The 12487-nt window shown below is 65.5% G+C and carries 10 protein-coding genes; 3 read left to right on the top strand and 7 right to left on the bottom strand.

Annotation, left to right across the window (positions count from 1 at the left end):
- The 6 genes from leuC to NF616_RS16805 all read right to left on the bottom strand — a co-directional run bounded on the left by leuC (position 1) and on the right by NF616_RS16805 (position 6479).
- Positions 1-1422: a 3-isopropylmalate dehydratase large subunit gene (gene leuC / locus NF616_RS16830; RefSeq protein WP_252274447.1), complete on the bottom strand. Its 1422-nt coding sequence runs from the start codon at positions 1420-1422 to the stop codon at positions 1-3.
- A gap of 69 nt (positions 1423-1491) precedes the next feature.
- Complete coding sequence (locus NF616_RS16825) at positions 1492-1803, bottom strand: DUF4387 family protein (protein ID WP_252274446.1); 312 nt, start codon at positions 1801-1803, stop codon at positions 1492-1494.
- 2 nt (positions 1804-1805) lie between these two features.
- Positions 1806-3173 (bottom strand): acyclic terpene utilization AtuA family protein, encoded by a 1368-nt coding sequence (locus tag NF616_RS16820; protein WP_252274445.1) that lies wholly within the window; start codon positions 3171-3173, stop codon positions 1806-1808.
- A 2-nt stretch (positions 3174-3175) separates the two neighbouring features.
- The gene (locus tag NF616_RS16815; protein WP_252274444.1) at positions 3176-4189 is read right to left on the bottom strand and encodes a phosphoglycerate dehydrogenase; all 1014 of its coding nucleotides are present in this window, start codon (positions 4187-4189) and stop codon (positions 3176-3178) included.
- A gap of 100 nt (positions 4190-4289) precedes the next feature.
- On the bottom strand, positions 4290-5570 hold the full coding sequence (locus NF616_RS16810) for a CitMHS family transporter (RefSeq protein ID WP_252274443.1): 1281 nt from the start codon (positions 5568-5570) through the stop codon (positions 4290-4292).
- 126 nt (positions 5571-5696) lie between these two features.
- The gene (locus tag NF616_RS16805; RefSeq protein ID WP_252274442.1) at positions 5697-6479 is read right to left on the bottom strand and encodes a MipA/OmpV family protein; all 783 of its coding nucleotides are present in this window, start codon (positions 6477-6479) and stop codon (positions 5697-5699) included.
- A 136-nt stretch (positions 6480-6615) separates the two neighbouring features.
- Here NF616_RS16805 and NF616_RS16800 point away from each other — a divergent pair, with 136 nt between their 5' ends.
- The 3 genes from NF616_RS16800 to NF616_RS16790 all read left to right on the top strand — a co-directional run bounded on the left by NF616_RS16800 (position 6616) and on the right by NF616_RS16790 (position 11218).
- A complete protein-coding gene (locus NF616_RS16800; RefSeq protein ID WP_252274441.1) occupies positions 6616-7803 on the top strand; it encodes a citrate synthase in 1188 nt (395 codons plus the stop codon).
- A 290-nt stretch (positions 7804-8093) separates the two neighbouring features.
- A complete protein-coding gene (locus NF616_RS16795; RefSeq protein ID WP_350493498.1) occupies positions 8094-9845 on the top strand; it encodes a DUF1302 domain-containing protein in 1752 nt (583 codons plus the stop codon).
- 11 nt (positions 9846-9856) lie between these two features.
- Positions 9857-11218: a DUF1329 domain-containing protein gene (locus NF616_RS16790; RefSeq protein WP_252274439.1), complete on the top strand. Its 1362-nt coding sequence runs from the start codon at positions 9857-9859 to the stop codon at positions 11216-11218.
- Positions 11219-11363: 145 nt separating this feature from the next.
- Here the strand turns inward: NF616_RS16790 and trxB are convergent, their stop codons facing one another.
- Positions 11364-12311 (bottom strand): thioredoxin-disulfide reductase, encoded by a 948-nt coding sequence (gene trxB, locus NF616_RS16785; RefSeq protein WP_252274438.1) that lies wholly within the window; start codon positions 12309-12311, stop codon positions 11364-11366.
- Positions 12312-12487 lie beyond the last annotated feature (176 nt).

Raw genomic sequence — 12487 nt, 5'->3', positions numbered from 1 at the left:
TCAGCTCTCTTGGGACAGGCGGCGGACATCGGTGAGGTGGCCGCTGACGGCCGCCGCGGCGACCATCGCCGGGCTCATCAGGTGGGTGCGTGCACCGGCGCCCTGGCGGCCCTCGAAATTGCGGTTGGTGCTGGAGGCGCAGCGGTCGCCCGGGGCCAGCACATCATCGTTCATCGCCAGGCACATGGAGCAGCCGGACTGCCGCCACTCGAAGCCGGCGTCGCGGAATATCTGCGCCAGGCCCTCCGCTTCGGCCTGCTCGCGCACCAGGGTCGAGCCGGGCACGATCATCGCGCGCACATGGCTGGCCACGCGGCGCCCGCGCACGATCCGCGCGGCGTCGCGCAGATCCTCGATGCGCGCGTTGGTGCAGGAGCCGATGAAGGCGTGGCTGATGCGGATCTCCGTTAGCCGCTCGCCGGGCTGCAGGCCCATGTAGCGCAGGGCGCGCTGCAGGTCCTGGCGGCGGATCGGGTCGCCCTCCTCCTGCGGGTCCGGCACACGCCCGTCGATGGCGGCGGCCTGGTCGGGGCTGGTGCCCCAGGTGACCATCGGCTGCAGCGCGGTGGCATCCAGCTCTACCTCGCTGTCGTAGTGCGCGCCAGGGTCGCTGCGCAGCTCGCGCCAGCTGGCCACGGCCCGCTCCCAGAGTGCCCCACGCGGCACCCGCGGCTTGTCCTTGAGATAGGCGAAGACCTTGTCGTCGGGGGCCATGAAGGCGCCACGGGCGCCAGCCTCCACCGCCATGTTGCAGATGGTCATGCGCGCCTCGACGCTCAGCGCCTCGATGGTCTCGCCACAGAACTCGATGGCGTAGCCGGTGGCGCCGGCCGCACCGATGCGCTGGATCAGCGCCATGATGATGTCCTTGGACGTAACCCCCGGCCCCAGCTCGCCGCGCACCGTCACGCGCATGCTGCGCAGCTTCTTGTAGACCAGGGTCTGGGTGGCCAGCAGGTGCTCGATCTCCGAGGTGCCGATGCCGAAGCCGAAGGCGCCCAGGGCGCCGTAAGTGGTGGTGTGACTGTCGCCGGCGGCGACCATCATGCCGGGCAGGATGAAACCCTGCTCCGGCGCCACCACGTGCTCGATGCCCTGGCGCTTGTCCAGCACATCGAACAGCTCCAGGCCGAAGTCGCGGCAATTCTGCTCGAAATAGGAGACCTGCCGCGCACCGCCGGCATCCGGCATGGCGGCGATGCGTTCGGGCGCCGTGGGGTTCACATGGTCGACCACGCACAGCGTAGCGGCCGGGCGCCACACCTTGCGCCCGGCCTCGCGCAAGCCGCTGAAGGCCTGCGGGCTGGTGTATTCGTTGGCCACCTGACGGTCGATGTAGAGCAGCACATGGCCGTGGTCGTCCAGGGTGCAGACGGTGTGGGAATCGATGTGCTTCTCGTAGAGGGTTCGGGGACGATGCATGGCGGATCTCGCGCGGTCGTCGTGGAGAAAACCCCGGCCGGCACTGGGCGGTGCCGACCGGGGCGGTGGTCAGACGCCCGCGCGGGTCAGCGCATCGGCCAGTACATAGCCCCACTGCGCACCGTGCATGTCGCGGTCGGCCACCGAGCCCTGGACCACCGGACGCGGCAGGCTGATCTTGATCACGTTGAGCGGCTCCAGGAGGAAGGTGCGTACCTGGTTCGGGTCGCTGTGGAACATCGCGGCCATCGATGGCGCCGCCAGGACGGGGACGCCGCTGAGCCTGCGGAAGGTCTCGGCATCCGCGCAGAAGATGTCAAAGGTCAGCCAGAACGGACCGGCGCTTTTCGAGCGGATTTCGTATCCCTGGGACTGGATCATGTTCAGGCTCCTACGGTGGTGAAGTCGAAACGGAACGGGGCCAGCGGGTCGTCCACCACCATCACGTGGTTGAGCACGAATTCGTAGATCAGGCCGCGATCCATGGACGCTGGCGACAGCGGGAAGGCGTGGGTCGGCAGGTCTTTGTCATCGGGCAGCGGGAAATGCAGCATGTAGGGGTTGAGCAGCGCGAGGATGTCCTGGGTGCGCGAGGCGTCGGGGCTGGTGGCAATGGCCAGTACACCGATCTCCACCGGCTGGCCCACCTGCCGCTCCAACTCGCCCAAGGCGGAGTTCTTGCCGATGGCGCGGAACTGCAGGTCATAGTCGCCTGGGCCAATGCCGAGGTTCTTCTCGATGCGCTGGCGCATCACCCCATCCAGCAAGGCCAGCCATTCGTCGAAACGGGCAATGTATTCCGGCCCGCGCACCACGCTGAGCAGCACCGACTGGTAGCCGGCCGGGGCCGAGCCTTCGAGCTTGACCGTGTAGCGCTCGCTCGGCTCCCAGACGGAGCCCTCCACCCGTACGCGCTGCCCGTCCAGCGCGCGATACCTCGCCGCCTCGACGTTCAGTGCACCACCGGGCTCCACCAGCAGGTTGGGATTGCTATTCTCGTAGAGCATGTGCGCCATCACCGAATTCGGCGTGGCGCGGGCGCTGTCGCCCACGGCGATCAGGGTGAAACCCTGCTCGTCGATCTCGGCGATGACCATGGCGTCGGTAGGGGTCGTGGTGCACTGGGCGCCGCATTCCATGGTTTTGCCGGCATGCCAGGACGGCCCGGCCGGCGCACCGCGCATGATCGGCAGGCAGGCCAGCACCGCGGTATCGGTGGCACGTCCGGCGACGATGATGTCGGCGCCCTGCTCCAGCGCATGGATGAACGGCTCGACGCCCATGACCGCTACGATGCGCGAGCAGCGCTCGATTAATGCCTGGTCGATGGGCCGCACCGGATTCAACGGCAGCACGCGGCCGTCGTCCAGCGCCTGGGTCACCGTGGCCGCCTGCTGCTCACCGTAGATGGCGGCGATCTTCACGCTCTGCCCCAGCTCCGCCGCCAGCTCCAGGCAGATGCCGCGCAGCAGGTCCACTCCGGCGTCGGAACCGCAGGTGCCGCTGCTGCCGATGATCAGTGGCACACCCAACTCGGCGCGGGCCTTCATGTACACCTGCAGCTCGTCCTTGAGCACAGCGGCAGACGCCTTGGTCTTGCCGGTGCCGAGATAGTGCGGGCCGGAGTCGGTCGAGCCGCCGTCCATGGCAATCACATCGGGCTTTTCCAGCAGGGCCTGCTGGAACAGGTCCAGCCGCACGCCTGAGCCGATGCAGCCAGTAGGAGCGAGCACTTTTATGCTTTTGTTCATCTTCATTCCTCGGTTGAAAAGTGGCCACGGCCATCGGCGATAACGCAGGGGGCTGGCGGCGTGTCGCCATTCAGCACTGCGACTACGCACTGCGCGGCGATCAGGTTGGTGCGCTGCAACCCTTCGTGGGTCGAGGCACCGCTGTGCGGGGTGGCTACCACGTTGGGCAGGGCGAGCAGCGCGTCGGTGGTGGCGCGGTAGAGGGGGTCGGTCTCGCTGAGGAACACGTCCAGCCCGGCGCCGGCGATCACTCCATCGCGCAGTGCTTGTAGCAGCGCGCGGTCGTCGACCAGGCCACCGCGGGCGGTGTTGATCAGGAAGGCGGTGGGCTTCATGCGGCTCAGCGCGACATCGTCGATGAGCAGGCGCGTGTCGTCCTGCAGCGGCGCGTGCAGGGTCACGTAGTCGCTCTCGGCGAGCAGGGTATTGAGGTCGACGTAACGGACCCCGGACTCACGACCGTAGCTCCAGTCCGGTTGAGGGCTGTAGGCCAGTACCTGGGCGTCGAAGCCGGCCAGACGCTTGACCACGCCACGGCCGATGCGTCCGATGCCGACGACGCCGACGGTCTTGCCGTACAGGTCGCGGCCCAGGGAAATGGCCCAGTCGCCGCGCACCATTCGCGCCTTCGCCTCGCCCAGGCGCCCCAGCGCCAGCATCATGGCAATGGCGTGATCGGCGACGCTGGCGTCGTTGCCGCCGACCGCGATAGTCGCAACCTTGCCCGCTGCCTGCACCGCGTCGACATCCACCCGTTCGTAGCCGACACCGCGCCGGGCGATCACCTGCAACCGTGGCAGCCGGGCCAGCAGCGCGGCGTTGATCCAGGCGTGGCCGACGATCCAGCCATCGGCCTCGGCCAGCAGCTCCGCCAACCGGTCCTCGCTCAGGTCCCCGTCGCCCTGCCCGTCCGCCAGGCTGGCGATGCACACCTCGCAACCGTTGGCCTTCAGGTAGGCCAGGCTCTCGGGATCGAAGAAGCGCTGGGTCACCAGCACCTTGCGTTGCTCGGTCATGCTTTACCTCGTCTCGACTAAGGTTTTCGCGGCAAGCCGCCGCCCATCCCCCGGCCCGTCGAGGCCGAAGGCGTAAATGCTGTCGAAAGAAGCGGCTTCGCTAAGTGATCGCGCCCGTGGCCAGCGCCGCAAGGATCAGCACCGCGGAGCTGCCCAGCGCCCAGATCAGGCAGTAGCGCTGCAGCTCGCCCATGTCGCGCTTGAGCAGCCCGGCCAGCAGGTAGGGCGCGGCGATCAGCGGACTCAGTGCGTGCACCGGCTGCCCCAGCACCGAGGCGCGGGCAATGTGCAGCGGGTCGACCCCATACTGCGCCCCAGCGCCGTTGAGGATGGGCAAGATGCCGTAGAAGAAGGCGTCGTTGGACATGAAGAAGGTAAAAGGAATCGCCGCCAGCGACGTGATCACGCTCATGTACGGGCCGGAGGCTTCCGGCACCACGTCGAGAAAGGCCTTCGACATGCCGTCGACCATCCCCGAACCCGCAAGGATGCCGGTGAAGGCACCGGCAGCGAAGATCAGCGCCACCACGTTAAGCACATTGTCCGCATGGGCGGCAATGCGCTCCTTCTGGTCGGCCAGCTGCGGGTAATTGATCACCAGCGCCAGCGCCAGGCCGATCATCATCAGTACCGGCAGCGGAGCGACGCCCATCCCCATGGAGGCGACCAGCGCCAGGGTCAGCGCCAGGTTGACCCAGAACAGCCGTGGTCGATGGCTGGACTTGGCCGCATACGCCTGTACCGGCTCCTGGGCCGCCTGTCCGGCCACCCAGCCAAGGCGCCTGCGTTCGCGCTTGCCCAGCCACCAGGCCGCAGCAAAGGCGTAGCCCAGGCCAAGCAGCATGGCCGGAATCAGGCCGACGAAAACGTCCATGGCGTCTACGTGCAGCGCGCTGGCAGCACGCGCCGTCGGCCCGCCCCAGGGCACGATGTTGATCACGGTGTTGGTCAGCAGCAGCATCACCGCCAGGATCAGCGGGTTCATGCCCAGGCGCAGGTATACCGGCAGAAATGCGGTGACCACCACCAGCACGGTGGTGGCGCCGTCACCGTCGAGGGAAATGATCGACGACAGCGCGGCGGTACCGAGGGTGATCCGCAACGGATCGTCCCCGACCCAGCGGATGATGCGCCGCACCGCCGGCTCGAACAGGCCGGCGTCGAACATCACCGCGAAGTACAGCAGGGCGAACATCAGCATCATCGCGGTGGGTACCACCTTGACCACGCCGTCCATGATCATTTCGCCCATCTGCGGGCCGATGCCGATGGCCAGCCCGAACACGACCGGCACTAGGATCAGCGCGACGATGGCCGAAAGGCGCCGCGTGAGGATCAGCAGCATGAACACCGCGACCATCGAGAAACCAACCCAAGCCATTCTGTTGTCCTTGTTCTTGTCAGGTAGGAGCGCACATGGGCCGGCCAGCCGGGCCACATGTGCACGATGCGCGAAAAATACACATTGATTAATTAATTAGTAAATCTGTATTTTTTCCGTACACCCTTAATCGAAGACCCAGGAAAGTCCCACCCTCACTCCCACCCGGCCGGAGTCGCCTTCGGTCAGCGGGCTGTCGGTGATGCGGCCGGGCAGCCGCTGATAACTGGCTTCGGCGTTCAGCAGCCAGCGCTCACCGAGCGGCTTCGACAGACCGAGGGCAACACCCGGCACCACGGCACTACCCGGCCGATAACGAGAGACGCCACGCGCCTCCTCTTCCTTCAAGGTGCCGTAGTAGTAGTCGGCGAGCTTGTCCGAGAGATAGCTCACCGTCAGCGATGGCATCAGCGTGGCATCGGCCATGTGCAGAGGGTAGCCGTACTCCAGCGCCAATTCGTACCCGTCGCTGGCACCACTGACATCCCCTCGGGCCGTCGCCTGCAACTCGCCGGCCGCCCCCGTCCATGTGGCGCGCAGGCCCAGGTCGACACCATCGTCGCGATCCTCCAGCAGATCGCGATCGATACCGTTCTCGGCGAGCTCGTCGCGTCCGAAGTCGTCGGCATCGATGCCGTCGAAGCGGCCGCTGATGATCGCGTCCAGGCCGAAGCCATCGCGCTCGATCAGGTGGACGCCGCCGGTCAACCCCCGCCAGAACAGGCGTTCGCCCTCGTAGTGGATCAGCGGCAACGGCGATAGCGAGCCATCCGCGCCGGCATAAGGACTCGGGGAGTAGGACAGGCCCAGTCCGAGGGACTGCAAGCCCGGCTCGGAATCGGCCTGAACGGCAGATGACAACATCAGCGCAGCTGGCGCGAGGGATAGGACGAGATGGATCGGTTTCATCGGAACAGCCTCTGGATCATGGTTCGACCGGCACCGGAGGCGTTGAACTAGACGCTTCCGGCTATGATTTACAAGACTGTAAACAGTCGACTAATATTCGTAAATCTGTACTAAAAACGTCCACACGAAGGATGCCATGGCCAACCAAGACGAGCTCTATCTTTCCGCCGAGGAGGCCGCCGGCCTGCTCGGCGTCAACCTGCCGACGCTGTATGCCTATGTCGGCCGCAAGAACATCCGCTCGGTGAAGATCGAGGGCTCGCGCAAAAGACGCTATTGGGCGGCGGACATCCAGCGCCTGGTCAAGGGCAATAAGGGTGGTGAAGGTGTGCCGGGCAAGCGCGGCGCCGATTCTCACAGCTCGCTGACGCTGCTCACCGAGGATGGCCTCTACTACCGCGGCCGCGACGTCAACGAACTGGTGGAAACGGCCACGGTGGAGGAAGTCGCGGAGATGTTCTGGCAGGTGCCGGGCGCCTTCGGCGAGGCGCTCCCGCATATGCCGTCCGGCGTGGCGCAGTTGCTAGAGCTGTTCGGCCACACCACGGTGATCGAGAAGGCCATCGCGCTGTTTCCGCTGGTGGAGCGGGAGAATCCCAAGGCATTCGACCTGTCGCCGGAAGGCTACGCGCGCACCGGCGCCGATGTCGTGCGCTGGTTCGCCGCGCTGGTGGTGGGTGCCGAGGCGCCGCAGGCGCGTCCGCTGCATGAGTTCATCGCCTCGTCCTGCGGCGTCGGCAAGCGCTTCGCGGACCTGATCCGGCGCATGCTGATCCTGTGCATCGATCACGAACTGGATCACTCCACCTACAGCGTGCGCGCCGCAGCGAACACCGGAGTCACCCCCTATTACGCGGCCATCACCGGCCTGGCCACGGCACGCGGTCGTCGCATCGCCTACGGCCGCAACGAGGCGGTCAGCCGCCTGCTCGATGATGTCTGCAACGCCAAGGACCCGGCCGAGCCGATCCTCCAGTACTACAGCCAGGGCGGCGACATTCCCGGCTTCTGCGCCAATGTGCACAGCATCGCCGACCCGCGCGCCGTCAGTCTCAAGGCCACCCTGGACGGTATGTTCGCCGAGGATGCGGAGTACCTGCGCCTGCTCAAGGCCATGAAGGTGGCCGAGGAGCTGGTGCAGCGCCCGGCCGAGTTCATTCTGCTGGTCAGCTTCGTCGGCCGTAAGCTGAATCTGAGCGGCCAGGAACTGGCGCTCGCCGCCGTCGCCCGCCTGATTGGCTGGATCGCCCACGCCAGCGAGCAGTACAACCAGCAGCCGCTGGTCCGCCACCGCGCCCGCTACACCGGCACCCTGCCCGACTGACCGTCTCGCGCCGGTGGCCTCGCTGCCACCGGCCCCGTACCGCCTTCCCTCCTTCGCCTCTGCCATGCCCGACATGGCCGGAGGCGCACGTATGCACGTAAATCGTACAGATTTACATCGAGACCACACATGTATAGCGTCTTGTCGAGCTCAGTTCATACATATATGTATTAACACCGTACATGTACGTTCTGAGTCCCACGCCTAGGGATGACCGGGAGCGCTCGCCGCCCCGCATCGAAAACAAGAAAAGGTGAAGAGACGTGAAACTAACCATCAAGCGGCCCAGTATGCCTGGCGTAGCCGTTCTGGCAGTGGCAACGGCGGGTTACATGACCGGCGCCCAAGCGGTCAATTTCAATATCGGCGAAGTGGAAGGGAAGTTCGATTCCGCCCTCTCCATAGGCGCGAGCTGGGCGGTCCGAGCGCCTGACCGGGACTTCATTGGCGCCGGAAACGGCGGCAAGGGCGACACCCGTACCTCCGACGATGCCCGCCTGAATTTCAAGAAGGGCGAGACCTTCTCGAAGATCTTCAAGGGCATCCACGACCTTGAGCTGAAATACCGCGACTCCGGAGTCTTCCTGCGCGGCAAGTACTGGTATGACTTCGAGCTGAAGGACGAGCACCGCCTGCTCTACGACATCCGCGACGACAACCGCAAACGCGGCGCCCAGTCGTCTGGCGTGGAGCTGCTCGACGCCTTCGTCTACCACAACTATGAGGTCGCCGACCTGCCCGGCTCGGTCCGCGTCGGCAAGCAGGTGGTGAGCTGGGGCGGCAGCCTGTTCATCGGCGGCGGCATCAACAGCATCAACCCGCTGGATGCTAACGCACTGCGCCGCCCGGGCTCGGAGCTCAAGGAGGGCCTGTTGCCGGTCAACATGATCTATCTGCAGCAGGCTCTGGCCGAGGATGTCAGTGTCGAGGCGTTCTACCAGCTGGAGTGGGATCAGACCGTCGCGGACAACTGCGGCACCTTCTTCGCCAGCTCGGACATCGTCGCCGACGGCTGCGACGATCGCTACGTGGTGAGCGGCAGGGACATGGAGCCGGGCCAGTCGGACAATAGCGGCCTCAACGGCAATACCATTTACCTGCCCCGCGGTGGCGACCGTGACGCCCGCGACAGCGGCCAGTTCGGCGTCGCCCTGCGCTGGTTCGTGCCCGAGCTGAACGACACCGAGTTCAGCCTCTACTACCTGAACTACCACAGCCGCACGCCGGTGGGAAATTCGGTCATCAGCAGCGCTGACGACCCCTTTTCAACCCCGGGTTTCGGGGCGGCATACGCCAGGTACTTCCTCTCCTATCCGGAAGATATCCGCCTGTATGGCCTTAGCTTCGCCACCTCGGTGGGTACCGCCTCCGTGGAGGGTGAACTCAGCCACCGGCCGAACATGCCACTCGGCGTCGACGACCTGACCTACGCCACCCTGCGACTGGCGCCTGTCGTGCCGAGCATCATTCCGAACTCGGGCATTCCCGGTGATGAGGTCCAGGGCTATACCCGCGTGCCCATGACTCAAGGGCAGGTCAGCGTGGTGCAGACTTTCGATCAAGTGCTGGGAGCCAGCCGCCTGAACCTGATCGGAGAAGTGGCCTTCAACCACCTCAACGGCATCAGCGAGGGCAAGTGGGGCGAGTTCCGGTTCGGCCGCGCCAGCCACTTCGGACCTGGCGAGTACTTCGGCGAAGACGGTACCGATCTGTGCCGAACCGTACTCAGCAGCCTGCCGGAATACTGCAACGACAAGGGGTTCTTCACCCGCAACTCGTGGGGTTATCGCCTGCGCGCCGGCCTGACCTACAACGGCGTGATCGGCGGACTGGACCTCAGCCCCAGCCTCGCCTGGTCGCACGACGTGGACGGCTACGGCCCCAACTTCATCGAGGGCAGCAAGGCCGTCAGCATCGGTCTCGGCGCCAAGTACCTGAACAACTACGAAGCCAGCATCAGTTACACCGATTTCTTCGGTGGCGACTACGCCACCAACGGTGACCGCGACTTCATCAGCGCCAGCATCGGCGTGACGTTTTGAGGATGCTCCACATGAATCGACCCAACCTCTTCTCGCGCTGCGCGATCTCGCTGTGCCTGTCGTTGATCCTCAGTACCGCTCATGGCGCCGTGGATGCCGCGCTGGCGGACAGGCTCGGCGCCAGCCTCACCCCAGTCGGCGCCGAGCGCGCCGGCAATGCCGCAGGCAGCATTCCCGAATGGACCGGCGGCCTGCCCAAGGATGCCGGCAAGGTCACCGACGGCTTCCGCGAGGATCCCTTTGCCGGCGAAACGCCACTGTTCACCATTACCGCGCAGAACCTCGACCAGTACCGGGAGCACCTGAGCCCGGGCCAGCTGGCGCTGTTCGCTCGCTACGCCAGTACCTACAAGATTCCCGTGTACCCCACTCACCGCAGCGTCGCCTGGCCGCAGAAGGCCTATGATGTCGCTCGCCGTAACGCAACCGCCACACAGACGGTGGAAGGCGGCAACGGCCTGGTGAACTACTCCAGCCCGCTGGCTTTTCCCATTCCGGAAAACGGTCTGCAGGTGCTGTGGAACCATATCACTCGCTACCGCGGCGGCAGTTTCACCCGGGAAACCACGGCCATCATGACCACTCCCGCTGGCGACTACTCGTGGAAGACCGAGCGCGACCGCCTGGCCTACAGCGAGGAACTGCTCGACTACGATCCCAGGAAGTCGAAGAACATCCTCTACTACTTCACCTCCGAGAACATCGCGCCGGCGCGCGACGTGGGCGGTGTGTTGCTTGTCCACGAAACCCTCAACCAGGTGAAGGAGCCGCGGATGGCATGGCAGTACAACTCCGGCCAGCGCCGTGTGCGCCGCGCGCCCCAGGTGGCTTACGACAGCCCCGGCCCCGGCAACCTGCGAACCACCGACCAGACCGACATGTTCAATGGCTCGCCGGATCGCTACGACTGGAAGCTGATCGGCAAGCGCGAGATGTATGTGCCCTACAACAGCTTCCGCTTGGCCGACCCGGCGAACAGCTACGACGAGTTGATTACCCCGGGACACCTCAACCAGGACAAGACGCGCTACGAGCTGCATCGGGTCTGGGAAATTGTCGGCACGCTGAAGGAGGGGCAGCGGCACGTCTACTCCAAGCGCCACCTGTTTATCGACGAGGACAGCTGGACCATCGTCGAGGCCGACCATTACGACGCCCGTGGCAACCTCTGGCGCGTCTCGGAGAACCACATCCTGCCGCTGTATGACGTACAGACCCAGATATCAGCCGGCGAAATGACCTACGACCTGATCTCAGGCCGCTACCTGGGCAACTACATGTTCAACACCATAAAGAATGCCTACCAGTTCGGCCTCAAGGCCAAGACCGCGGACTTCACTCCGGCAGCGCTGCGTGCCATCGGTATCCGCTGAGCCGGACAGGCGGATATAACCCCATCTCTAGCGCTTCCTGTCATCGACGCAGGTTAGAGATCCTCGCCGCCCTCCCGGGCGGCTTTTTTATGTCCTCAGAAAGGCAGAAGCCCCGCATGTCGGAGCTTCTTTCGGTGACGCGGTGCTACAGCGAATCCAGATACCGCTCTACATCCAGCGCCGCCATGCAGCCGGCGCCGGCCGAGGTGATGGCCTGGCGGTATACCGAGTCGGCCACGTCGCCGGCGGCGAACACGCCGGGGATGCTGGTGGCGGTGGCATTGCCGTCGCGCCCGCCATTGACCACCAGATAGCCGTCGCGCAGCGCCAGTTGGCCCTCGAACAGCGAGGTGTTCGGCGTGTGGCCGATGGCGACGAACAGGCCGTCCACCTTCAGCTCGCTGCCGGCACCGTCGTTGTGCTTCAGCCGCACGCCGGTCACGCCGCTGGCATCGCCCAGCACTTCGTCCACCTCGGCATTCAGGCGCAGCTCGATCTTGCCCTCGGCGATGCGGGCCTTGAGCTTGTCCTGCAGGATCTTCTCGGCGCGGAAGGTCTCGCGGCGATGCACCAGGGTCACCTTGCTGGCGATGTTGGCCAGGTACAGCGCCTCTTCCACGGCGGTGTTGCCGCCGCCAACCACCGCCACTTCGCGGTTGCGGTAGAAGAAGCCATCGCAGGTGGCGCACGCGGACACGCCCTTGCCCATGAACGCCTGCTCCGAAGGCAGGCCCAGGTAACGGGCGCTGGCGCCGGTGGCGATGATCAACGCATCGGCCGTGTAGGTGCCGCTGTCGCCGATCAGGGTGAAGGGCTTGCCGGCCAGGTCCACGGCGTTGATGTGGTCGAAGACGATCTCGGTCTCGAAGCGCTCGGCGTGCTCCTGCATGCGCTGCATCAGCGCCGGGCCGGTGAGGCCATGGGGGTCGCCGGGCCAGTTGTCGACCTCGGTGGTGGTCGTCAGCTGGCCGCCGGCCTGGATGCCGGTGATCAGCAGCGGCTTGAGGTTGGCGCGGGCGGCGTACACGGCGGCGCTGTAACCGGCGGGGCCGGAGCCGAGGATGATGACGCGGGCATGGCGGGTGGCGGTCATGACCAACTCCTGAAGAAAAAGGGACCGTCCGAAGCACTAGGGGAAGGCTTGGGACTGGACGGCCCCGGCAAGGGGAATTGAGCGCAAGGCTATCGGCGCGCCGCAAAGGACGAAAATGCCCATTCTCAATGTTGCCGATAGCGCCGACCTATCCGCGCCGGGCCGCCAGGTGCCCT

This window comes from Pseudomonas subflava (genome assembly GCF_023823685.1).
Lineage (GTDB): Bacteria > Pseudomonadota > Gammaproteobacteria > Pseudomonadales > Pseudomonadaceae > Aquipseudomonas > Aquipseudomonas subflava.
Note: the sequence above shows the minus strand (reverse complement) of the source record. Positions and strands in the feature narration are given on the sequence as shown.